Genomic DNA, 23279 nt, shown 5'->3' with positions numbered 1-23279 from the left:
CGAAATCGGTGAAAAGACAGCAGAAGCCGAACGGACCGATGAACGATTCCATACAGCACGCAGACGAGGTGCTGGATATTCAGCGACGGAAGAATGGGAGAAGAACCCCCGACAGCACGTCAAGGGCGAGCGAGCAAGGCGAGCAATGCCCTGAAGCGAAAACGCGAATGCGGGGAGGCGAGCGAAGCAAGCCGACAGATCAAGCCACACGCGAGCCCGGGTCCCCCGGGCGACCCGTGTGTATAGACCGGGGACATAGGTAACAGGTGTGCGAGGACCTAGGTAACACTTTTGCCCGATGCGACATCGGGAGCAATCGTGCCCTGGAGAACCGCTGCCGTGACAGACCTACGTGAGGAGTTTGTTCGGTTGGCCGGCGCAGAGTCGGCCAATGTGAGCGAGCTTTGTCGCCGTTTCCAAATCAGCCGCAAGACGGGCTACAAGTGGCTGGAGCGCTGGCGGCAGGAAGGGAGAGCGGGGCTGGACAACCAGTCCACGCGACCTGGAAGTTCACCAGCTAGAACCCCCACCTCCATCGAGGAGCAGGTGCTTCAGATGCGAGCGGCCCACCCTGCCTGGGGCGGGCGCAAGATCGCTCATGTGCTGCAGCGTGACCACGGCATCGAGCTGGCTCCCAGCACCGCCAATTCGATTCTGCGTCGTCACGGCTGTATCTCACCAACGGCCAGTGCGGCAGCTCAGCCTTGGCAACGCTTCGAACACGAAGCGCCCAACGACATGTGGCAGATGGACTTCAAGGGGCACTTTCCGGTGAGCGGCCAGCGCTGCCACCCGCTCACAGTCCTCGACGATTACTCCCGCTACAACTTGACGCTGGAGGCCTCGGAGACCGAGAGCTTCGAGTTCGTGCAAGCGACCTTGAAGCGTACGTTCGAGAAGTACGGGCTACCGCGACGAATCAACACGGACAACGGCTCCCCTTGGCGAGCGCCCGGTCAGGAAGGCTTTACACGGTTAGGCGTTTGGTTCATTCGGCTGGGCATCGCTCTGACGCACAGTCGCCCGTTCCATCCCCAGACAAATGGCAAAGATGAGCGATTCCACCGCTCACTCAAAGCCGAGGTGATCAGCTGCCGCAACTTCGCTGACATGCCTCACGCCCAGCGGCACTTCGACTCCTGGAGGCACATCTACAACCATGTGCGGCCCCATGAAGGCATCGGCATGCAAACGCCCAGCCAGCGCTACCAGGCGAGCCGACTCCCCATGCCAACAGAGCTTCCTCCTGTGGAATATGGTCCCGACGACTTGGTCAGGCGCGTGCAGTCAGGCGGCTGGATTGACGTCAAGGGACGGCAGATCCGGATCTACGAAAGCCTGCGGGGCGAGCAGATTGGACTGAGGCCGCGGTCCGATCGCGATGGCTCGTACGACCTGTACTACTGCCACCACCACTTCGGACGCATCGATCTAAGCCTGCCCTGATACCCTTGAACCTGTTACCCAGGTCCTCGCACGCCTGTTACCCAGGTCCCCGGTCTATACACCCGTGGCTCCCCCTCGGGGGGACCGGCGCGAAGCGCCGTAGGGGGCTCAACGGAGGGTGACGAGCCCGACCCCGGCACTGGTCACAGCGGTTAGGGCTGCTTCGTTCCCGACCTGACCCGGTTGGCCGCGCTTCCATGCGGGGAGGCCCGTCACCGACGATTGTAACGTCGATCGGAGGGCTCTCCCCGAAAAAGGTCAACGAAGTTGCAGGGCGTCGTCGCCGAACTCGATGTTCAGCGGTTCGATCACGAGTTTCTTGGGGCCCGCTTCGACGCTACCTGCGACCCAGGCGTCGATGCCCTGGGCCTTCGCGACGGCGACGGTGCGCTCGGCGTCCTCCGCCTTCACGAACAGCGCGAAGCCGGCGCCCATGTTGAGCGTGCCGTAGGCCTCGAAGTCGTCCTGCTTCGCGTGCTGCTGGATGAACTTCAGCACCGGCGTGACCGGCGGCACGGTGTGGATGCGGTACGTGTGAACGGCCGGGTGGCGCAGCAGCTTGCGCCAGCCGTGGCCCGTGATGTTCGCGCAGTAGTTCGGAATGATGCCGGCCTTGTAGAGCGCCTCGGTGACGGGCGAGTACAGCACGGTGGGCGCGAGCAGGGCCTCGCCGTAGGTGAGGCCCGGTTCCACCTCGGTCAGGTAGCCGTTCGGCAGGCGCTCGACCAGCTTGCGCGCGAGGCTCAGGCCGTTGGCGTGGATGCCGCTCGAGGCCAGCAGCACGATGGCGTCGCCCGCGCCGAGCTTGTCGCCCACCGACAGGCGTTCCTTCGGGTTGATGAGGCCCGTGCAGCTGGCGGCGAGGTCGATGCGGCCATCGGCCACGATGCCGGCCAGCGCGGGCGTTTCACCGCCGCCCCAGGCCACGCTGCAGACGTCGCAGGCGCGCTTCCAGCCGGCCACGAGGGCCTGGGCGCGCTGCGCGTCGCCGAACCAGTCGGAGCCGCCGGCGGCCCAGTAGGCCTGCACGACGAGCGGGGTGGCGCCCACGGTGATCAGGTCGTTGATGGCCATCGCGATGGTGTCCTGCGCGATGCCGTCGTAGTAGCTCTTGCCGGTCAGTGCCTTCATCTCGTCGGCGACGAGCGCTTTCGAGCCGAGGCATTCGACGATGGAGGCGATGTAGAACGGGCCCACGTCGACGACGTAGGCCGATTCGCCGCGCGACGCCTCGACCTCGGTGAACCCATGCGTCGCCAGGTGGGCGCCGGTGGCCTTGGCCGCGCGCTGGGCGGCGACCTTCAGCGGGTCGATCAGGTCGTAGTTGACGCCGGCCTGTTCGTAGCTGAGGGTGTCGTTGGCGGTGGGCGGGGTGGACTTGGTGTTCATGAGCGGGTTCGGACGTCGGTGCCGGCGGAGGGGCCAAACCCGGATTATCGGGCAGGTGACGATCCGCGTCGTGTTGCACCCGACGGCGACCGTAGAATGCCCGGATGTCCTACCTCGTCCTGGCTCGCAAGTACCGCTCCCGCGATTTCGAATCGCTCGTGGGGCAGGAGCACGTCGTGCAGGCGCTGGGCAACGCGCTCACGCAGCAGCGCCTGCACCACGCCTACCTGTTCACCGGCACCCGGGGCGTCGGCAAGACCTCCGTGTCGCGCATCCTCGCGAAGGCGCTCAACTGCACCGGGGCCGACGGCCAGGGCGGCATCACCGCCCACCCGTGCGGCGTGTGCGATGCCTGCCGCGACATCGACGCCGGCCGCTTCGTCGACTACGTCGAACTCGACGCGGCGTCGAACCGCGGCGTGGAAGAAATCTCCCAGCTGCTCGACCAGGCCGTCTACAAGCCGGTGATGGGGCGCTTCAAGGTCTACATGATCGACGAAGTGCACATGCTGTCGAACACCGCGTTCAACGCGATGCTCAAGACGCTCGAGGAGCCGCCCGAGTACCTCAAGTTCGTGCTGGCCACCACCGACCCGCAGAAGGTGCCGCCCACGGTGCTGTCGCGCTGCCTGCAGTTCAACCTGCGGCCCATGGCGCCGCAGACGGTGCTGGAGCACCTCGGCAACGTGCTGGGCGCCGAACAGATCCAGGCCGAACCCGGCGCGCTGCGCCTGCTGTCGCGCGCCGCGCGCGGCTCGATGCGCGACGCACTGTCCCTCACCGACCAGGCCATCGCGTTCGGCGCCGGTTCGCTCACCGAGGCGGGCGTGCGCCAGATGCTCGGCGCGGTGGACCGTTCGCACGCCGTGCGCCTGATCGACGCGCTGGCCGCGGGGCAGGGCGCCGAGGTGGTGGCCGCCGTCAACGACCTGCGCGGCCTGGGCCTGTCGGCCACCGGCACGCTCGAGGAGATGGCGTCGCTGCTGCAGCAGATGGCGGTGGTGCAGGCCGTGCCCGACGCGCTGGACCCGGCCGATCCCGACAGCGCCGCGCCCGTGCGCCTCTCGGCGCTGCTGCCGGCCGACGAGATCCAGCTGCTCTACAGCATCGTGCTGCACGGCCGTGCCGAGCTGAACCTCGCGCCCGACGAATACAGCGGCCTCGTGATGGTGCTGCTGCGCATGCTGGCGTTCCGTCCGGCAGGTGGTGCGCCCGCGCCCGCACCGGCGCGTCCGGCCTCCGCTCCAGCCGCGTCGTCACCGGCGCCGGCGCCGGTCGCCGCGCCCGTGGTGGCGCCGGTGTCCGCTCCGGTCTCCGTGGCCGCGCCCGTGCCGGTCCGTCCGCCGATGCCCGCTCCCGTGCCTGCGCCTGCGCCAGTTCGCGCGGCCGCACCGGCCCCGGTGCCCGTCCCGGCGCCCGCACCCCGCGAACCCATGCGCCCCGCGGCGGTCGCCCAGGCCCCGGCCGTGCGTGTGCCGGTCCCGGTGCGCGACGACGAACCTCCGGCCTGGCTCGACGAGCAGCCGTTCGACGGCGAACCGTCGAACGAGGCGCCCATGAGCCTGGACGACTTCGAACCCGACCGCGGCGAACCGTCCGAGCCGGTGGTGGCCCCGGTGGCGCGCCGTCCGCTGCCGGCCGATCCCGCGCCGACCCTCCACGTGCCCACCCAGATGGGCGCGCGCTGGAACGACGTCGTGATGCAGCTCAACGCCGCGGGCGCCATCTCGGCGCTGGCCCGCGAGATGGCGATGCAGGCGCATTGCCTGGCCGTCGAGACCCGCGACGGCACGATGGTGTGGCGCCTGATCGTCGAGCGCGAGATGCTGCGCGCGCCGGCCCAGTGCAACAAGGTGCAGAGCGCGCTGTCGGAGCTGTTGAAGCAGCCGGTGCGCTTCGAGTTCGAGAGCGGCCAGGCCACGGACACGCCCTCCCTGCGCGCCTCGGCCGAGCGCAACCGCCGCCAGGCGGAGGCCGAACAGATCATTTCCAACGACCCGCTGGTGCAGTCGCTGATGCAGCAGTTCAAGACGGCGCGCATCGTGCCGGGGTCCGTCAAATTCCACTGAAGTCCAGTCCAAAAGGATCACACCATGATGAAGAACCAGATCGCCGGCTTGATGAAGCAGGCGCAGCAGATGCAGGAAAACCTCAAGAAGGCCCAGGACGAACTGGCCACCATCGAGGTGGAAGGCCAGTCCGGCGCCGGCCTCGTGAAGGTGACCATGACCTGCAAGCACGACGTCAAGCGCGTCGTGATCGACCCGAGCCTGCTGGCCGACGACAAGGACATGCTGGAAGACCTCGTGGCCGCCGCCTTCAACGACGGCCTGCGCCGCGCGGAAGAGGTCTCCCAGGAGAAGATGGGCAAGCTCACCGCCGGCATGCCGCTGCCCGGCGGCATGAAGTTCCCGTTCTGAGTCCGTGGCCGCATCCGCCCTCGAGGCGCTGATCGACGCCCTGCACCTGCTCCCGGGCGTGGGGCAGAAGTCGGCGCAGCGCATGGCGTTCCACCTCCTGCAGCACGACCGGGTCGGTGCGCAGACGCTGGCGGATGCGCTCGACACGGCGCTGCACGACGTGCGGCACTGCGAGCGGTGCCACACGTTCACCGAGGCGCCGGTGTGCAGCACCTGCCTCGACCCCGAACGCGATCCGAAGCTGCTCTGTGTGGTGGAAACCCCCGCCGACCAGGCCGCGATGGAACGCACCGGCAGCTACAAGGGCCTCTACTTCGTGCTGATGGGGCGGCTGAGCCCGCTCGACGGCATCGGCGTGTCCGACATCGGGCTGCAGGCCCTGATGGACCGCACGGCCGACGGCGTGGTCGACGAGGTCATCGTCGCCACCAACTTCACCGCCGAGGGCGAGGCCACGTCCCACGTGATCGCCGAGGCGCTCAAGTCGCGCGAGGTGCGGGTGACCCGGCTCGCGCGCGGCGTGCCCATCGGCAGCGAACTCGAACACGTGGACCTGGGCACCATCGCACACGCGCTCGTGGCGCGGCGCTGACCCCCCTTCAGGTCGCGTCCACCTTCCACCGCACCCGCGGTGACCGGAGCGCATAGCGTTGCCGGTACTGCGCGGGCGACACCCCCGCCTCGCGGCGGAATACCCGCCGGAACGCCGCCGGGTCCGCATACCCGCACGCCTCGCCGATGGCCGGCACCCCGTCGAGTGACAGTTCGAGCAGCACCCGCGCCCGCTGGCACCGCAGGCCGTGCAGGTGGTCGAGTGGCGAGTGACCCAGGGCCTCCTGGAAGTGGCGCAGCAGCGTGCGCGGGCTGACCGCGGCGGCGTCGGCCACCTCGCGCAGCCGGTACGGGCGGTCGAGGTGTTCGCCCATCCACGCGACGGCCAGCGCCACCGGGCTGCCACGCGTGGTGCCGAGGTGCGCCTGCGCGGCGGCGCGCACGGCGGCATGCTGGCGGTCGGGGTCGTGCTGGTGCACGTTCGCGCAGGCCTGGGCCAGCTCCGGGCCCACGGCCAGGCGAACGAGTTCGAGTGCGACGGGGATCAGCGTGGCAGACTCGGCCCCGCTCAGCAGCGGTCCGTCGTGCAGCCAGGCACTGCCCGGTGCCACGGCGACGTGAGGGAAGTCCTGGCGGAAGCCGCCCGACTGGTACCAGGCGAGCGCGACGCGCAGGCCGTCGATGCGGCCGGTGCGGGCCGCGAGCCACGTCGCGGCCCCGAGGGTGACCACGAGTGCGCTGTCGTCGAAGGCCGCGGCGATGCGCTTGACGGCCGCGTCGAGCCCGTCGAGCGTGTGGCGGAGCGATGGCATGTCGCGGGCCAGCAGCGATGGCACGAACAGCGCCCGGCGCGGGTGGCGCTCGCTCCGCAGGCCTGCGTCGGCATACCCGCGAAGCTCGGCCGGCAGCCCCCGCAACGGCCGGCCGGCCGCGTCGACGAGCCGCCAGCCGATGTGGGGCGCGGCGTCGCCGTGCTGCAGCGTCGAGATGGTGTTGGCCGAGCGCAGCACGTCGACGAACGACAGCGCGGCGCCGGCCAGCGCGTGCGGGCAGACCATCACGTCGACGTGGGCGGCGAGGGTGGGGGTGGACATCCGGGTGGCGGGATCGGCTCGGTGGTTGGCCATTCTCGCTCTGCCTGCCGGGGCGGGGTGTCACTACGATGACCCGCACTCCATCCACTCCCACCGGACCCCGATGAACGCCACCCTCCGCCACACCGCTGCCGCCGTGTCCCTGCTGCTGTCCGTCTGCCACGTGCAGGCCCAGGTGGCGCCGGCCACGCTGTCCACGCTCGACGAGCGCATCGCCGCGGTGACGCCGAAGCTCACCGCGTGGCGGCGCGACATCCACGCGCACCCCGAGCTGTCGGGCCAGGAGAAGCGCACCGCGAAGACCGTGGCCGACCACCTGCGCGCGCTGGGCCTCGACGTGCAGACCGGTGTGGGCGGCACAGGCGTCGTGGGCACGCTCAGGGGCGGCCTGCCGGGCAAGGTGGTGGCGTTGCGCGCCGACATGGACGCGCTGCCGGTGGCCGAGGCCACCGGGCTCCCGTTCGCGTCGACCGTGAAGGCGCGGTACCAGGGCAAGGAAACGCCGGTGATGCACGCCTGCGGCCACGACGGCCACGTGGCGATCCTGATGGGCGTGGCCGAGGTGCTGGCCGGCCTGCGCGAGCAGGTGCCGGGCACCATCAAGTTCGTGTTCCAGCCCGCCGAGGAGGGCAAGCCCGACAGCGGCGACGGCCACGCGCACGACGACGAGGCCTGGGGCGCCAAGGCCATGGTGGCCCAGGGCGCGCTGAAGGACGTGCAGGCCATCTTCGGCCTGCACCTCACGTCGAACATCCCGCTGGGCGTGGTGGGCTACCGCTCGGGCCCGCTGATGGCGGGCTCGGACGGCGTGCAGATCAAGGTGTCCGGCCGGGGCACGCACGGCTCGTCGCCGTGGACGGGCGTGGACCCGATCTTCGCCGCGTCGCAGGTCGTGGTGGGCCTGCAGAGCATCGTCAGCCGCCAGCTCAACATCACGAAGGAGCCGGCCGTGCTGTCGATCGGGTCCATCCACGGCGGCAACCGCGACAACATCATTCCGGATTTCGTCGAGATGCAGGGCACGCTGCGCACGTTCGACGAGACCATGCGCACGGAGGCGAAACAGCGCATCGTGACGACGGCCCAGTCCATCGCCGCGTCCTCCGGCGCGAAGGCGGACGTGAGCTTCGGCCCCACGGCCTACCCCGTGACCTCGAACCCGGCCGCGCTGACCGAGGCTTCTCTGCCCGCGCTGAAGCAGGCCGCGAACGGCAAGGTGGCGGTCATCCCGAAGGTCAGCGGTTCGGAGGACTTCTCCGAGTTCCAGAAGGTGGTGCCGGGCTTCTTCTACTTCATGGGCGCGGCCCCGAAGGGCAAGGATGCGGCCACCGCCCCGGCCAATCACTCGCCGATGTTCGACTTCGACGAGGCGGCGCTGCCGATGGGCGCGCGCACGCTGGCCGTGCTGGCCCTCGACTACCTCGCGAAACCCTGACAGGGCCCGAGACCTGCGGCGATACTCCGGGGTTCCATCCCGAGGAGGACGCCGCATGGCCACGATCGCGAGAGGTTCGTTCACCGTCGACATGAGCCCGCAGGGCGAGGCCGACACCCGCGACGGCGTGAGCCTTGGCCGCCTGTCGCTGCGCAAGCGCTTCGAGGGCGACCTCGACGCCACCGGCGAGGGCCAGATGCTCACCGCGATGACCCCGGTCAAGGGTTCGGCCGGCTACGTCGCCATCGAGCGCGTCACCGGCGCCTTGTCGGGCCGCGCCGGCGCGTTCGTGCTGCAGCACACGGGCACCATGGACAAGGGCGCGCAACAGCTCTCGATCACGGTGGTGCCCGATTCGGGGACGGGAGACCTGGCCGGCATCACCGGCGCCCTGCGCATCCGCATCGCGGACGGGCAGCACTTCTACGAGTTCGAGTACACGCTGCCGGCCGGCGACTGACGGCGCACCACGCTGTCGACCGTGCGCCCGCGGCCGAGCAGCAGCAGGCGCGTGTCCAGGTCGACGAAGGCGTTGTCCGGCGCCTCCGTGCCGAGGTCGTGCAGCGCCCGTGGTGTCACCTGGGCGAATCGGAGCGGCCGGCTCCGTCCAAGCGACCGCCACAGCCGATGCGACGCCTCGGACTGGCGGGCCCCGCTCAGCAGGCAGGCGCCGCCGTCGAGCATCCACTGGTAGATGCGTGTGGCGAGGCCCAGGCGCTGGTGGTCCGCGGCGAACTTCGCGTGGGGCGAGAAGACCTCGCCCTGCGGCGCTGGCACCCGCGCGAAGGCCACGTACCCCGCGAGGCCCGGCCGGTCCGCCGGAACGACGTAGACGTACACCCCCGACGGGGCCGACCGCCAGAGGAGGGTTGCGGTCGACGGGTCCGCCGGCCGCCAGGCCCTCAGCGGGCCGGGCAGCGTGGGCAGGCGCCGCGCGAGCGCGGCGAGGTCGAGCTCGATCTGTCCCGGGGGCAGCCGGACGTCGATGCGCATGGTCCTCAGCCCTCCCGCGGCCAGGGCGGATGTGCGGGCGGCGGGACGACGAGCACGTCGCAGCCGGCCTCGGCCATCAGGCGGCGCGCCACGCCCAGGTGCAGCCGCCCCACGGGGAGGCGAGAGCGCCAGGCCCGAAGCGCGACGAGGTCGACGCCGAAGGTGCGGGTGGCCGAGACGAGGTGGGCGGCCATGGCGCCACTCGGGCGCACGTGCAGCCGGGCCGGGCGGCTCGGTCCGTCGTCGGGGAAGCGGGCCTCGAGCCGGCGGCGCGTGGCCTCGACGCGGTCGCGCCAGTGGCGGGCGACGATGTGCTGCGGCACCCCGAGCGCCTGCATCAACTGCTCCTCGCTCGTCTGCATCACGTGCAGCGCGTGCACTTCGGCCGCGCCGGTGAGGCCCGTCGCCGCTTCGGCGATGGGGGCGATGTGGCTTTCGAGGCCCACCGGCGCGAGCGCGCGCGTGTAGCGCACGCCGCCGCGGCGAGTCGACAGCAGCACGGGACAGACACAGGTGCGGAGCACCTCGGCGGGCGTGCCGAACCAGGCCCGCAGGCCGGGCGGCAGGCCGTCCATCACCAGCAGGTCCCAGGCGGCATTGGCCGCGGCGAGGTCGTCCACGGCGACCGCGCACACGAGCACGCGGGTCAGGCCGTGTTGCGTGCGAAGCCAGTCGGCCTGCACGAGCACGTCGGCCAGCGCGACGGGGGACGAACCGTCGCCCACGGACACCAGCACGATGGCCGCGTCGTCACGCGTCGCGAGCCGCGCCGCACGGCGGATGGCGCTGCCGGCGGTGCCTTCGGCCAGCACCGCGATCGTTCGAAGAAGTTTGCGCATTCCCTGCACTCCGGTTGCCCGCACGGTGCGATGCACCGGCGGAAAGCGATGGCCGGCGCCGGCCGCGAGCCCACGAGGGCAGGCGCGGCCGATTCCGGCGACATGGGGTGTCGACCGGAGAGGGCGGGGTGGGAGCCGGTGCGCGAGTGCGCCCGAGGGAGGAGGTGTCTCACCTGACCGTTCCGGTCGTGCAGTGAGAGCCCGGCGGCCTGCGGTGGTGAACCGGAGGGGCCGGGCCTAGGGATGTGCGGCCAGGCCCTGGCGCCGCGGGGGACGCGTGGTGCGGGGGAGGGGACCGGTCGCCACCACGGCACGGCCTGCCGCGGGGGCGGAGGTGTCGAGGAGGGCGAGGGTGGCGGGCATGCGGCGATTGTAGGCCGGATGCCCGCGAGGGTTGGTCAGTGCTTCTTCTTGACCGTCTTCTTCGCCGGTGCCGACTTCTTCGTGCCCGACGTCTTCTTCGACGGCGCGGCCTTCGTGGACTTGCCCGCCTTCACGCTGCCGTGGCTGGCCTTCGCGGAGGCCTTGCTGCTGCCGCGCGCGGCCTTCGATGCAAGGTAGACCACAATGGTCTCGCCCGGCTTGAACCTGGCGCTCGCACTGGTCTTGTTCCACTCCGCCACCTGGTGCGGCGTCACGCGGTAGCGCTTGGCCACGGTGGCGACGGAGTCGCGCTTGCCGGCCTTGAGCGTCACGCGCCGCAGCGGCGGCACGTCGGGCGTGAGGGCCATGACGGCGTTGTCGGCCAGTTCGGGCGACACGTCGCGCTGCGAGGTCTGCGCGCGCGGCACGAGCAGCGTCGAGCCCGCCTTCACGAGCATCGACGGCGGGATCTTGTTGACCTCGCGCAGGTCGGACTCGGGCATGCCCACGCGCTTGGCGGCCTCGGCCGGGTGCAGCGTGGTGGGGGCGACCCAGGCCGTCCACGTGGCCAGCGGCCCCTGGTGCAGCGAGATGTTGCGGATGAACTGGCTCGCGTTGTCGTACGGCAGCAGCAGCTGCGGCGTGCCGGCAGCGAGGATCACCGGCTTGTTCATCTGCGGGTTCAGCGTGTGGAACTCGTCGCGCGAGACGCCGGCGAGCGCGATGGCGAGGGACACGTCGATGTCGCGCTCGATGGGCACGCTCAGGAAGTACGGGTGGTTCTCGAGCGGCGGCAGCCTGATGCCGAAGTCGGCCGGGCGCGCGATGATGTTCTTCACCGCCTGCAGCTTCGGGACGTAGTACTGCGTCTCGTCCGGCATCTTGAGGCTCAGGTAGTCGGTGGGCAGGCCCAGGCGCTGGTTGCGCTTGATGGCGCGCTGCACGCTGCCCTCGCCCCAGTTGTAGGCGGCCAGCGCGAGCTGCCAGTCGCCGAACATGCCGTACAGCTTGCCCAGGTAGTCGAGCGCGGCGCGCGTGGACGCGAGCACGTCGCGGCGGTCGTCGCGGAACACGTTCTGGCGCAGCTCGAAGTACTTGCCGGTGGCCGGCATGAACTGCCACATGCCCGACGCCTTCGCGGACGACACGGCCTGCGGGTTGAACGCGCTCTCGATGAACGGCAGCAGGGCCAGTTCGGTGGGCATGCCGCGGCGTTCCACCTCCTCGACGATGTGGAACAGGTAGCGGCTGCCGCGCGTGGTCATGCGCTGGACGTAGTCGGGGCGCGAGGAGTACCACTGTTCGCCCTTCTGGACGAGCGGCGTGTCGAGGTCGGGGATGGCGAACCCACGGCGCAGGCGGTCCCACAGGTCGACGGTGGCGGCCGCGGCGTTGAGGTCGACGGCCTCGTTCGGGCGCAACGGGTCGATGGGGGCGGCGACGGCCTGGTTCGGGTCGATCGTGCGGGGGGCCGAGGCGGGCGTGGCGGCGCTGGCGGCCGACTGGGCGGCGCGGACGATGTCGGAGACGTCGTCGTCGGCCGCGTCGGCGCCGCCGTTCGGGGCGACGGTGGAGCAGCCGGCCAGCCACGCCGAGAGCAGGAGGGCGGCGGCCGCGGCGGCGCGCCGCAGGGAGGAGGGTTGGATCATCGGAATTCGTTTTTCCATTGGCGGAGGGCAGCCAGCACGTCGACTTCGTCGCGGCTGCCGGCGCCATGGCGCTGGGCGGCCTCTGCGACGGCGGGGACGCCGCAGCGGAGGAACGGGTTGATCAGGCGCTCCTGCCCGATGGCGCCGGGCAGGGTGGGCAGGCCGCGGGCGCGGAGGTCCTCGCAGCGGGCCGAGTAGTCGAGCAGGTCGGTGTTGCCGGGCTCGACGGCGCGGGCGAACTTCAGGTTGGACAGGGTGTATTCGTGGGCGCAGCAGACGCGGGTGTCGCCGGCCAAGTCCGCCAGCCGGGACAGCGATTGGTGCATCTGCGCCGGCGTGCCTTCGAAAAGGCGGCCGCAGCCGCCTGAAAAGAGCGTGTCGCCGCAGAAGAGCAGCGGTGCGCTGCCGTCCGGCGGCGTGTGGAAGAACGCGATGTGCCCCGCGGTGTGGCCGGGCACGTCGATCACCTCGAACGACAGGCCGAGGGCGGTGACGGTGTCGCCGCCCGAAACGGGCGTGATCGGGCCGGGGATGCTCTCCCGGGCCGGGCCGAACACGGGCCCCTGCAGCCGGGGCCGCAGGGCGGCGAGCCCGCCGACATGATCGTTGTGGTGGTGAGTCACTAGAATCGCTGCGAGCGACAACCCGTGGGCCTCGAGCGCCTGGAGCACCGGGGCGGCATCACCCGGATCGACGACGAGTGCCTGCCGGCCATCGTGGAGCATCCAGATGTAGTTGTCGGCAAAGGCAGGCAGTGCAAGCAGGTTCATGACACAAGTCGTCGGCATTATAAGTTTGGCGGAATGGCTCGAGACGCCCCCCGGCCGCTACCTGCTGGCCTGGGAGCAGGCCCAGCTCGACCGGAGCGTGGCCGACGTGTTCGGTTTCCACGCCCTGCAGCTCGGGCTGCCCGAACTGGATGCGCTGCGGGACAACCGCATGCCCCACCGCTGGCTGGCGACGGACCAGCCGCCGCACCGGGGGGGGGACACGGTGGAGTCACCGCCCGGCGGCGAAGTTCCGGACGAGGAAACCCGCCGAGGTTACTCCAGGGCGCAGGTGGTGCTCCAGTGCGATTTCGACGCTTTGCCCTTCGACAGCCAGAGCCTCGACCTGATCGTGCTGCCCCACGCCCTGGAACTGGCCCGGGATCCCCACCTCGCACTGCGCGAGGTGGAGCGGGTGCTGATGCCCGAGGGCAAGGCCGTGATCCTCGGTTTCAACCCGCGCAGCCTGTGGGGCGTGCGCCAGCGGTGCGGCCAGCTGTGGCGCCAGATGGGGTTCAAGCCCCGGGCCGGGCTGTTCCTGCCGAGCGGCGGCGACTTCATCGGCTACCGGCGCATGCGCGACTGGCTGCGCCTGCTGAGCTTCGAGGTCGAGGCGGCCCGTTTCGGCTGCTACGCGCCGCCGCTGCGGTCGGAACGCTGGCTGCAGCGCTTCGACTGGGCCGAGCGGGTGGGCGAACGCTGGTGGCCGGTGTTCGGGGCCGTGTACCTCGTCGTGGCGGTCAAGCGGGTGCGTGGCATGCGGCTCGTGGGGCTGGCGAGGCAGCAGCGGCAGGCGGCCAAGGCGGCGCGGGCGGTGGTGAGCCATCGGCAGTCGCGGGAATGACCCGTTTTCACGGCATCATGTGTGGTTTTTGCAGTTGACCGAGACAGGACACACCACGCCATGAAATGGGTTGCTTACACCGACGGGGCCTGCGCGCCTTCCAATCCCGGCCCGGCCGGCTGGGGCTGCGTGCTGATCGCCCCGGACACCACCGAAACCGATCATTTCGGTTTCATCGGTCCCGGCACCAACCAGATCGCTGAACTCACCGCCGCGCTGGAGGGTCTGAACCGGGTGCCGGTGGGCGGCGTGGTGGAGCTGGTGTCCGACAGCCAGTACGTGCTCAAGGGCCTGGGCGAATGGCGCGCGGGCTGGGAGCGCAAGGGCTTCCGGAACTCCAAGGGCGAGCAGGTGGCCAACCTCGCGCTCTGGAAACAGCTCTTCGCGGCGGCGGATGCCAGAAAAGTCACGACACGCTGGGTTCGCGGGCACAACGGGGACGTGTACAACGAGCGGGCCGATGCGCTGGCCAACAAGGCGCTCGCGACGAGGTCCGCCAGCGCGCGCTGAGCGCGCCGTTTTCCTGCGGCACCACGGGCCCCGGCCCGGGCACAGGCCGCCACATTGGGTCGAAGACGATGAAGAAGTTGCACGCCCTCGTGGCGGTGGTCGGGCTCGCGAGCATCAGTGTCGCGGCCTACGTGTACCAGCGGCAGGACGGCTCGCGCGGAAAGGACACCGCCTCGGCGCCGCCGGCCGCGGGCCGCCCCGCGGGCTCCGACGGGCCCGCGGCGGTGGAAGTCGCCCGCGCCGGCGCCATGCGCTTGCGGGACGAAACCTCCACCGTGGGCTCGCTGCGCTCGCGCCAGGGCGTGATGCTGCGCCCCGAGGCCAGCGGGCGCATCGACAAGCTGGGTTTCAGCGACGGCGCCCGCGTGCGCCGCGGCCAGCTGCTCGTGCAGCTGGACGACACGCTCCAGCGCGCCCAGCTCGCGCAGGCCAAGGCGCAGGCCAGCATCGCCCGCACGAACCTGCAGCGCAACCGCGACCTCGCGTCGCAGAACTTCGTGAGCCAGAGCGCGGTCGACCAGTCCGCCGCGGCACTGGAGGTGGCCGAGGCCCAGGTGGCCCTGGCCGATGCCCAGCTCGTGCGCATGCGCGTGCTGGCCCCGTTCGACGGCGTGGCGGGCATCCGCCTCGTCAACGTCGGCGACTACGTCAAGGACGGCGCCGACCTCGTCAGCATCGACGACGTGGCCGGCATGCTCGTGGACTTCCGGCTGCCCGAAGGCGTGCTGTCCCGCCTGAAGGTGGGGCAGGTGGTCGACGTCACGCTCGATGGCCTGCCGGGCAAGGCGTTCAAGGGCCGTGTCGACGCGTTCGACTCCCAGCTCGACGCCAACGGCCGCTCCCTGCTCGTGCGGGCCAGCCTCGCCAACGACGAGGGCCTGCTGCGCCCCGGCATGTTCGCCCGCGCCCGGCTCGTGTTCTCCACCCGCGACGACGCGGTGGTGGTGCCCGAGGAGGCCCTCGTGCCCCAGGGCGGCCGCCAGTTCGTCGTCAAGGTGGTGGAGGGCCCCCAGGGCCCCGCCACCGAGCGGCTCGAGGCCCGCATGGGCTTGCGCGTGCCCGGCAAGGTGGAGATCATGGACGGCCTGAAGGTCGGCGACCTCGTCGTCACCGCGGGCCAGGCCCGGCTGATGCGGGCCGACGGCCTGCCGGTGAAGGTCGTGCAGTTCGGCGAAGCCGCCGCCTCGGCGCCGCAGGCGGCCGAACGCGTCGCGTCGGCCGGCAGCGCGGCGCAGCGCTGAACGCGGCCGGAGTGTTGACATGAAGATTTCCGAGACCTCGATCCGGCGGCCGGTCTTCGCGACCGTGATGTCGCTGCTGATCATCCTCGTGGGCGCGGTGTCGTTCTCGCGCCTGCAGGTGCGCGAGTACCCGCGCATCGACGAACCGGTCGTCAACGTCACCACCAAGCTCACCGGCGCCTCGTCCGAGGTGATCGAGTCGCAGGTGACCAAGACGCTCGAAGACTCCATCGCCGGCATCGAGGGCGTGGACATCATCACCTCGGTGTCCCGCGCCGAGCAGAGCCAGATCACCGCGCGCTTCAAGCTCACGAAGAGCCCGGAGGACGCCGCGGCCGACGTGCGCGACCGCGTCTCGCGCGTGCGCGCCCGGCTGCCCGACGCCATCGACGAGCCGGTGATCGCGAAGGTGGAGGCCGACGCCACGCCCACCATCTGGCTCGCGTTCAGCAGCGACACGCTGTCGCCGCTGGTCATCACCGACCTGATCAACCGCATCGTCAAGCCGCGGCTGCAGACCGTCCCCGGCGTGGCCGACGTGCAGATCAACGGCGACCGCAAGTTCTCGATGCGCGTGTGGGTCGACCCCGACAAGCTCGCCGCGTACCGCCTCACCGTGCAGGACGTGGAGGACGCGCTGCGCCGCCAGAACCTCGAGGTGCCCGCCGGGCGCATCGAGAGCCAGCAGCGCGAGTTCAGCGTCACCGCCCAGACCGACCTCACGACGCCCGCCCAGTTCGGCGACGTGACCGTGAAGACCGTCAACGGGTTCTCGGTGCGCCTGCGCGACGTGGCGCGCCTGGAGGAGGCCGCCGCCAGCGAACGCTCCAGCGTGCGCCTGAACGGCCGCCCGGCCGTCTCGATGGGCGTGATTCGCCAGGCCACGGCCAACCCGCTCGAGGTGTCGGCGGGCGTGTACGAGGTGCTGCCCAAGCTGCAGCAGGACCTGCCCCCGGGGGTGACGGTCCAGCAGGCCAACGACAACTCGATCTTCATCGACCGCTCGGTGAAGTCGGTCTACCACACCATCTTCGAAGCCGTGGTGCTCGTGGCGCTGGTGGTGTTCGTGTTCCTGCGCACGCTGCGCGCGTCGATCATCCCGCTCGTGACGATCCCGGTGAGCCTGATCGGTGTGTTCGGCCTGATGGCGCTGGCCGGGTTCACCGTCAACACGCTCACGCTGCTCGCGCTCGTGCTGGCCATCGGCCTCGTGGTGGACGACGCCATCGTGATGCTGGAGAACATCTTCCGCCACATCGAGGAGGGGCTGTCGCCGTTCCAGGCCTCGCTCAAGGGCGCGCGCGAGGTGGCGTTCGCGGTGCTCGCGATGACGATGACGCTCGCCGCGGTGTTCGCCCCGCTCGCGTTCACGCCGGGCCGCACCGGGCGGCTGTTCGTCGAGTTCGCGCTGACGCTGGCGGGTGCCGTGATCGTGTCCGGGTTCACCGCGCTCACGCTCACGCCCATGATGTGCAGCAAGATGCTCAAGCACAACGCGAACCCCAACCGGTTCGACCGGCTGATGGAGTCGTGGCTCGTGGGCATCACCCGGCGCTACGAGACCGTGCTGCGCTGGACGCTCGGCCGCCGCTGGCTCGTGCTGGCGGTGATGGTCGTGTCCGCCGGGGCCAGCTGGTGGCTCTTCAAGACCACGAAGAGCGAACTCGCACCCATGGAGGACCGAGGCGTGGTGCTGGCCAACGTCAACGCGCCCGACGGCGCCACGATGGCCTACACCGAGCGCTACATGCGCGAGATCGAGAAGATCGGCCTCACGTACCCCGAGTTCGATCGCGTGTTCGTCGTGACCGGCAACCCCACGGTGTCGCAGGGCGTGGCCTTCATGCGCACGAAGGACTGGACCGAACGCACGCGCAGCACGCAGTTCCTCGCGCGCGACCTGCAGCCGAAGTTCTCGAACCTGCCGGGGGTGAACGCGTTCCCGATCACGCCGCCGTCGCTCGGCCAGGGCTTCCGCGAGCGGGCGGTCAACTTCGTGATCGTGTCGTCCGACTCGTACGCGAACCTCGCCAAGGTGTCGCAGCAGGTCATGGCCGAGATGCAGAAGAACCCCGGCCTCGTGCAGCCCGACACCGACCTGCGCCTGAACAAGCCCGAGATCTTCATCCAGGTGGACCGCCAGCGCGCGGCCGACGCCGGCGTGGCCGTGGACCAGGTGGCCCGCGCCATCGAGACCATGCTGGGCGGGCGCAACGTGACACGCTACAAGCGCGAGAGCGAGCAGTACGACGTGATCGTGCAGACCGAGAGCCGCGGCCGCACCACGCCGGAGGACATCGACCGCATCTTCGTGCGCGGACGCGGCGACGCGATGATCCCGCTGTCGTCGCTCGTCAACGTGCGCGAGTCGGTGAGCCCGCGCGAGCTGAACCACTTCAACCAGCGGCGTTCGGTGTCGCTCACGGCCAACCTGGCGCCGGGCTACTCGCTCGGCGAGGCGCTCGACTTCATGGACGCCACGGCGGCCAAGGTGCTGAAGCCCGGCTATTCCACCGAACTCAACGGCGTCTCACGCGAGTACCGCTCGTCCAGCGGCGCGCTGGGCCTCGTGTTCGTGCTGGCGCTCGTGTTCATCTTCCTGGTGCTGTCGGCCCAGTTCGAGAGCTTCGTGGACCCGTTCGTGATCATGCTGAGCGTGCCCTTGTCGATGCTCGGGGCGCTCGGTGCATTGCAGTGGTCCGGCGGCACGCTGAACGTGTACTCCCAGATCGGCCTCATCACGCTCGTGGGCCTGATCACGAAACACGGCATCCTGATCGTCGAGTTCGCGAACCAGATGCGCCAGCAGGGCCTCGACACGCTCGAGGCGGTGGTGCAGGGCGCCTCGCTGCGCCTGCGCCCCATCCTGATGACCACCGGCGCCATGGTGCTCGGCGCGCTGCCGCTCGCGCTCGCGAGCGGCGCGGGCGCCGAGAGCCGCCAGCAGATCGGCTGGGTGATCGTGGGCGGCATGTCCGTGGGCACGCTGCTCACCATCTTCGTGGTGCCCACGATGTACATGCTGCTCGCGCGCAAGCAGGTGCCGGGCGAGATCGCCGAGCCGTCGATGGACGACCCGGCGCACGCGCACTGATCGATCACTGCAGGCGCTGCAGGTCGGCGAGGGTGTTGGCGTTGGCGAACGCCCCGGCATCGTCGAACGGAACCAGGGTCGTGCGATGGCGCGCGGCCCAGGCCCGCGGGCTCGCACCGCCCTCGGCGATGAACGCGGCGAGGTCGGCTTCGAGCGTGCGGCGCACGAGGCAGAACACCGGCTGCGGCTGAACGCGGCCCGCTTCCAGGGTCGCCGCCATCGCGACGTCGGCGCCTTGCTCCGTGACGGCACGGGCCAGGCGGTCGGCGAGGTCGGGCGGGAAGGCCGGGGTGTCGCAGGGCACGGTCAGCAGCCAGGCGGTGGACGCGTGCCGAAGGCCGGCGAGCATGCCGGCGAGCGGGCCGGGATGGTCCGGCGCCTCGTCCATCAGCACGGGCGCACCGAAGCCGCGGTAGGTGTCGAGGTGGCGATTGGCCGAGACCATCAGTCCGGCCACCTGGGGGCGCAGGCGTTCGAGGGCGACCAGGGCGAGCGGCGTGCCGCGCAGCAGCTGCAGGCCCTTGTCCACGCCACCCATCCGTTGCCCGCGGCCGCCGGCCAGCACGAGCCCCGTGATGTCGGCGCGGCCGATCATCCGCCGATGTAGTGCATCTCGACCCGCCGCGCCCCGTCGGCCGGGGCGGGCGGCAGGGCCGCACGCAGTTCGGAGTACCGGTCGGTGCGCTGGCGCCAGAGGTGGTCGATGGCACCGGCCAGCTGCGTGTCGGAGGCGCCGCCGCGCAGCAGCGAACGCAGGTCGTGGCCCTGGGTGCCGAACAGGCACGTGAACAGCTTGCCCTCGGTGGTGAGGCGCGCCCGGTTGCAGTCGTGGCAGAAAGCCTTCGTCACGCTGGAGATGACCCCCACCTCGCCCTGGCCGTCCCGGTAGCGCCAGCGCGAGGCGGTTTCACCGGGCTGGTGGGCGGGCAGGGGTTCGAGCGGGAACTCGGCATCCAGCCGGGCGATCACGTCGTCGGACGGCAGCACCTCGTCCATGCGCCAGCCGTTGGTGGCGCCCACGTCCATGTACTCGATGAAGCGCAGCGTCACCGGCATGCCGCGGAAGTGGCGGGCCATCGGGACGATCTCGTGGTCGTTCGTGCCGCGCTTGACCACCATGTTGACCTTGACCGGGCCCAGGCCGACGCGCAGCGCCTCGTCGATGCCGGCGAGCACGTCGGCGACAGGGAAGTCGGCGTCGTTCATGCGGCGGAAGACGGTGTCGTCGAGCGCGTCGAGGCTCACGGTGATGCGCTGCAGGCCCGCGTCCTTCAGGGCACGGGCCTTGCGCTGCAGCAGCGACGCGTTGGTGGTGAGCGTGAGGTCGAGTGGGCGGCCGTCGACGGCGCGCTGGGCGGCCAGCATCTCCACGAGCCGCTCCAGGTTCTTGCGCAGCAGCGGCTCGCCGCCCGTGAGCCGGATCTTGCGCACGCCGAGGCCGGTGAACACACCGGCCACGCGGGCGATCTCCTCGAAGCTCAGCAGTGCGTCGTGCGGCAGGAAGCGGTAGTGCTTGTCGAAGATCTCCTTCGGCATGCAGTAGCCGCAGCGGAAGTTGCAGCGGTCGGTGACGGAGATGCGCAGGTCGTGCAGCGGCCGGCCGAGGGTGTCGGCCAGCGGGCCGGAGGCCGGGGCGTCGGGATAGGCGGCGAGGCCGGAGAGACTGCGGTGGTCCGCGAGCGGAATCACTTTGGCGACCATGATCACCGCATTGTGCCTGCCGCCGGGGCGCGGCGCAGGCGTTGTGTCAATTGATGGCGTTGTCGCTCGGCAGCGGGAAGGCCGCGGGTGCCGGCGAGGCGGTGGTGGCCGGAACGGACACGGGGGCCGGCTGGAGGGCGGGTGCGGCGACGGCCGCGGGGGTGCCGGTAGAGGCGGGCGTGTAGGCGACCGTCTTCAGGTGGCCTTCGGCCGGACGGCGCGCGCCCGTGAACCGCTTGGACCAGTACTTCACCTGCATGTCTTCCACGCGGACGTTGCCGCCGGTGCGCGGGGCATGGATGAACTTGTTGTCGCCCACGTAGATGCCCACGTGGGAGAAGGTGCGGCGCAGCGTGTTGAAGAACACCAGGTCGCCGGGCTGCAGTTCGTCGCGCTTGACCTTCACGAGGCCCGGTGCGGTGGCCTGTTCGTCGGCGCGGCGGGGGAGGATCAGGCCGAGGCTGTTCTCGAAGATGTAGCGGGTGAAGCCGCTGCAGTCGAAACCTTCCTCCGCGCTGTTGCCGCCGCGGACGTAGCGCACGCCCAGGAAGTTCATGGCGCTGACCACCATGCCCGAGGCAGAGTCGCGGACCTTCTCGACGAAGCTCGGGGCGTGGGTGGCAGGCGCGTTGGCGGCCGACGGGTTGACCACCGGGCCGGGGTTCGGGTTCGCGAGGAACGTGGGAGCGAGGCCCTTGTCCTGGATCAGTTTCGAGACGGCGTCCGTGGGCTGCTGCGGCGACGCGTGGGCGGCGAGGCAGAAGAGGGCTCCGGTGAGCAAGGCGCTCGCGGAACGGCGAATGGACGGGTCTAGCAACAGCATGGCCGGGAGGATAGGGAAGCGATCTGCCCGCGTCAACCCGGAAAAGCGTTCAGAAACGGGGACTTAGCACGCCTATTTGATGCATCGCCACGTGTTCGTACCGTGTTTTCCCCAGTGTTTGCCGTCAGTGGCTCGTCAGTCGGCCGGCCTGCAATGGGCGCCGGACGCGTTTCCGCGCGACACAAATGAACGCAATTTCGTTCCGCCAGGAGGGACCCCGATGACCCGGTATGCCGATTTCCACCAGCGCTCGATCACCGACCGGGAGGGGTTCTGGACCGAACAGGCCGCCCTGGTCGACTGGCACCGGCCGTTCAACCAGGTCTGCGACTACAGCCAGCCGCCGATGGCCCGCTGGTTCGTGGGCGGCGAGATCAACCTGTGCCACAACGCGGTGGATCGGCACCTCGCGGCCCGGGCGGACCAGAACGCGCTGATCTGGGTGTCCACTGAAACGGACGAGGAACGCGTCTACAGCTTCCGCGAGCTGCATGCCGAGGTGCAGCGGATGGCCGCGGTGCTCAACGAGCTGGGCGTGCGCAAGGGCGACCGGGTGCTGATCTACATGCCGATGATCCCCGAGGCCGCGTTCGCGATGCTGGCCTGCGTGCGCATCGGTGCCATCCACTCGGTGGTGTTCGGCGGCTTCGCGAGCGGCAGCCTCGCCAACCGCATCGACGACGCGGTGCCCCGCGTGATCGTCAGCGCCGACGCGGGCAGCCGGGGCGGCAAGGTGATCCCGTACAAGCCGCTGCTCGATGAAGCCATCCGGCTCGCCGAACACAAGCCGTCGCGCGTGCTGATCGTCGACCGCGGCCTCGCGCCCGCGTCCCGTGTGGAGGGCCGCGACGAGGACTACGCCACGTGCCGGCAGCGCCACCTCGACGCACAGGTGCCGTGCACCTGGGTCGACGCCACCCACCCGAGCTACACGCTCTACACGAGCGGCACCACGGGCAAGCCGAAGGGTGTGCAGCGCGACACCGGCGGCTACGCGGTGGCGCTGGCCGCCAGCATGAAACACATCTACCAGGGGAACGCGGGCGAGACCTACTTCTCCACGAGCGACATCGGCTGGGTCGTGGGCCACAGCTACATCATCTACGGCCCGCTGATCGCCGGCATGGCCACGCTGATGTACGAAGGCCTGCCCGTGCGGCCGGACGCGGGCATCTGGTGGCAGCTGGTCGAGAAGTACAAGGTCACCGTGATGTTCACGGCGCCCACCGCGGTGCGGGTGCTGAAGAAACACGACCCCGCGCACCTCACCGCGCACGACCTCTCGTCGCTGCGTTCGCTGTTCCTCGCCGGCGAGCCGCTCGACGAACCCACGGCCCGCTGGATCGCCGACGCGATCGGCAAGCCCGTGATCGACAACTACTGGCAGACCGAGACCGGCTGGCCCATCCTCTCCATCGCCAACGGCGTCGAACCCGCCGCGGGCAAGTTCGGCAGCCCCGGCATGGCCATGTACGGCTACGACGTGAAGCTGCTCGACGAGAACACCGGCGCCGAACTCACCGGCGCGAACCAGAAGGGCGTGATCGCCATCGAGGGCCCGCTGCCGCCGGGCTGCATGCAGACCGTGTGGCGCGACGACGCGCGCTTCGTCAACACCTACTGGAAGACCGTCCCGGGCCGCCTCGTCTACAGCACCTTCGACTGGGGCGTGCGCGACGAGGAAGGCTACTACTACATCCTCGGCCGCACCGACGACGTCATCAACGTCGCGGGCCACCGGCTCGGCACCCGCGAGATCGAGGAAGCCATCTCGGGCCATGCGGCCGTGGCCGAGGTCGCGGTGGTGGGCGTGGCCGATGCGGTGAAGGGCCAGGTCGCGCTCGCGTTCGTCGTGCTGAAGGACCCGGCGCTCGCTGGAACGAAGGAGGGCGCCGCCGGGCTCGAGGCCGACGTGATGAAGACCGTCGACCAGCAGTTGGGTTCACTCGCTCGTCCGGCGCGTGTGCGCTTCGTCACTGCGTTGCCGAAGACGCGGTCGGGCAAGCTGCTGCGGCGCGCGATCCAGGCGGTGTGCGAACGGCGCGATCCGGGGGACCTCACGACGATGGAGGATCCGACGGCGTTGCAGCAGATCAGGGATCAGCTGGATGTGGCCTGA

At 70.3% G+C, this 23279-nt stretch carries 20 protein-coding genes and 1 other RNA gene; 11 read left to right on the top strand and 10 right to left on the bottom strand.

Annotation, left to right across the window (positions count from 1 at the left end; genetic code table 11):
* Positions 1-318: 318 nt before the first annotated feature.
* Positions 319-1446 (top strand): IS481 family transposase, encoded by a 1128-nt coding sequence (locus tag A4W93_RS16190; protein ID WP_085751594.1) that lies wholly within the window; start codon positions 319-321, stop codon positions 1444-1446.
* Between the two features lie 117 nt (positions 1447-1563).
* Here A4W93_RS16190 and ffs read toward each other — a convergent pair.
* Together ffs and A4W93_RS16180 are read right to left on the bottom strand one after the other, a co-directional pair.
* An RNA gene (ffs, locus tag A4W93_RS16185) (signal recognition particle sRNA small type) lies at positions 1564-1660 on the bottom strand.
* A 44-nt stretch (positions 1661-1704) separates the two neighbouring features.
* Positions 1705-2835 carry an AIR synthase-related protein gene (locus tag A4W93_RS16180; protein ID WP_085751593.1) on the bottom strand — a complete coding sequence of 377 codons (1131 nt, stop codon included), beginning with the start codon at positions 2833-2835 and terminating at the stop codon, positions 1705-1707.
* A gap of 104 nt (positions 2836-2939) precedes the next feature.
* On the opposite strand from A4W93_RS16180, the gene dnaX reads away from it, so the two are divergent.
* From dnaX to recR, 3 genes are read left to right on the top strand one after another with little or no spacing between them, the layout of a single operon-like run.
* Positions 2940-4904: a DNA polymerase III subunit gamma/tau gene (gene dnaX / locus A4W93_RS16175; protein WP_085751592.1), complete on the top strand. Its 1965-nt coding sequence runs from the start codon at positions 2940-2942 to the stop codon at positions 4902-4904.
* Between the two features lie 24 nt (positions 4905-4928).
* The gene (locus A4W93_RS16170) at positions 4929-5255 is read left to right on the top strand and encodes a YbaB/EbfC family nucleoid-associated protein (protein ID WP_085751591.1); all 327 of its coding nucleotides are present in this window, start codon (positions 4929-4931) and stop codon (positions 5253-5255) included.
* A 4-nt stretch (positions 5256-5259) separates the two neighbouring features.
* Positions 5260-5847 carry a recombination mediator RecR gene (recR, locus tag A4W93_RS16165; protein WP_085751590.1) on the top strand — a complete coding sequence of 196 codons (588 nt, stop codon included), beginning with the start codon at positions 5260-5262 and terminating at the stop codon, positions 5845-5847.
* 7 nt (positions 5848-5854) lie between these two features.
* Here the strand turns inward: recR and A4W93_RS16160 are convergent, their stop codons facing one another.
* Positions 5855-6934, bottom strand: a complete 1080-nt coding sequence (locus tag A4W93_RS16160; RefSeq protein ID WP_169726550.1) for a GlxA family transcriptional regulator — start codon at positions 6932-6934, stop codon at positions 5855-5857.
* Between the two features lie 70 nt (positions 6935-7004).
* Between A4W93_RS16160 and A4W93_RS16155 the strand changes: the two genes are divergently transcribed.
* Both A4W93_RS16155 and A4W93_RS16150 read left to right on the top strand, forming a co-directional pair.
* Positions 7005-8336 (top strand): amidohydrolase, encoded by a 1332-nt coding sequence (locus A4W93_RS16155; RefSeq protein WP_085751588.1) that lies wholly within the window; start codon positions 7005-7007, stop codon positions 8334-8336.
* Between the two features lie 55 nt (positions 8337-8391).
* Positions 8392-8796 carry a DUF3224 domain-containing protein gene (locus tag A4W93_RS16150; protein WP_085751587.1) on the top strand — a complete coding sequence of 135 codons (405 nt, stop codon included), beginning with the start codon at positions 8392-8394 and terminating at the stop codon, positions 8794-8796.
* Here A4W93_RS16150 and A4W93_RS29695 read toward each other — a convergent pair.
* From A4W93_RS29695 to gloB, 4 genes are all read right to left on the bottom strand, one after another.
* A complete protein-coding gene (locus A4W93_RS29695; protein ID WP_099959919.1) occupies positions 8760-9329 on the bottom strand; it encodes an N-acetyltransferase in 570 nt (189 codons plus the stop codon). The genes A4W93_RS16150 and A4W93_RS29695 overlap by 37 nt on opposite strands.
* Positions 9330-9334: 5 nt before the next feature.
* On the bottom strand, positions 9335-10168 hold the full coding sequence (locus A4W93_RS16145) for a universal stress protein (protein WP_085751586.1): 834 nt from the start codon (positions 10166-10168) through the stop codon (positions 9335-9337).
* 398 nt (positions 10169-10566) lie between these two features.
* Positions 10567-12180 carry a transglycosylase SLT domain-containing protein gene (locus tag A4W93_RS16140; protein ID WP_085751585.1) on the bottom strand — a complete coding sequence of 538 codons (1614 nt, stop codon included), beginning with the start codon at positions 12178-12180 and terminating at the stop codon, positions 10567-10569.
* Positions 12177-12950: a hydroxyacylglutathione hydrolase gene (gene gloB / locus A4W93_RS16135; protein ID WP_085751584.1), complete on the bottom strand. Its 774-nt coding sequence runs from the start codon at positions 12948-12950 to the stop codon at positions 12177-12179. The genes A4W93_RS16140 and gloB overlap by 4 nt, the downstream gene beginning before the upstream one ends.
* Here gloB and A4W93_RS16130 point away from each other — a divergent pair.
* The 4 genes from A4W93_RS16130 to A4W93_RS16115 all read left to right on the top strand — a co-directional run bounded on the left by A4W93_RS16130 (position 12949) and on the right by A4W93_RS16115 (position 18636).
* A complete protein-coding gene (locus A4W93_RS16130) occupies positions 12949-13791 on the top strand; it encodes a class I SAM-dependent methyltransferase (protein WP_085751583.1) in 843 nt (280 codons plus the stop codon). The two genes, gloB and A4W93_RS16130, sit on opposite strands and share 2 nt — an antisense overlap.
* Before the next feature lie 60 nt (positions 13792-13851).
* A complete protein-coding gene (locus A4W93_RS16125; RefSeq protein ID WP_085751582.1) occupies positions 13852-14301 on the top strand; it encodes a ribonuclease H family protein in 450 nt (149 codons plus the stop codon).
* 68 nt (positions 14302-14369) lie between these two features.
* On the top strand, positions 14370-15542 hold the full coding sequence (locus A4W93_RS16120; protein ID WP_085751581.1) for an efflux RND transporter periplasmic adaptor subunit: 1173 nt from the start codon (positions 14370-14372) through the stop codon (positions 15540-15542).
* Between the two features lie 19 nt (positions 15543-15561).
* Complete coding sequence (locus tag A4W93_RS16115) at positions 15562-18636, top strand: efflux RND transporter permease subunit (protein WP_085751580.1); 3075 nt, start codon at positions 15562-15564, stop codon at positions 18634-18636.
* A gap of 4 nt (positions 18637-18640) precedes the next feature.
* Here A4W93_RS16115 and mobA read toward each other — a convergent pair whose 3' ends face one another.
* The 3 genes from mobA to A4W93_RS16100 are packed head-to-tail and all read right to left on the bottom strand — an operon-like array spanning position 18641 to position 21118.
* A complete protein-coding gene (gene mobA / locus A4W93_RS16110; protein WP_085751579.1) occupies positions 18641-19231 on the bottom strand; it encodes a molybdenum cofactor guanylyltransferase MobA in 591 nt (196 codons plus the stop codon).
* Positions 19228-20337 carry a GTP 3',8-cyclase MoaA gene (gene moaA, locus A4W93_RS16105; protein ID WP_085751578.1) on the bottom strand — a complete coding sequence of 370 codons (1110 nt, stop codon included), beginning with the start codon at positions 20335-20337 and terminating at the stop codon, positions 19228-19230. Before moaA ends, mobA begins: the two co-directional genes overlap by 4 nt.
* 46 nt (positions 20338-20383) lie before the next feature.
* Complete coding sequence (locus tag A4W93_RS16100) at positions 20384-21118, bottom strand: C40 family peptidase (RefSeq protein ID WP_407081687.1); 735 nt, start codon at positions 21116-21118, stop codon at positions 20384-20386.
* 262 nt (positions 21119-21380) lie between these two features.
* Between A4W93_RS16100 and A4W93_RS16095 the strand changes: the two genes are divergently transcribed.
* Positions 21381-23279, top strand: coding sequence for a propionate--CoA ligase (locus A4W93_RS16095; RefSeq protein WP_085751576.1), 1899 nt, complete (start codon positions 21381-21383; stop codon positions 23277-23279).

Source organism: Piscinibacter gummiphilus, from assembly GCF_002116905.1.
In the GTDB taxonomy this organism is placed as follows: domain Bacteria; phylum Pseudomonadota; class Gammaproteobacteria; order Burkholderiales; family Burkholderiaceae_C; genus Rhizobacter; species Rhizobacter gummiphilus.
The sequence above is the reverse complement of the archived record's forward strand: the minus strand, read 5'-3'. Positions and strand labels throughout refer to the sequence as shown.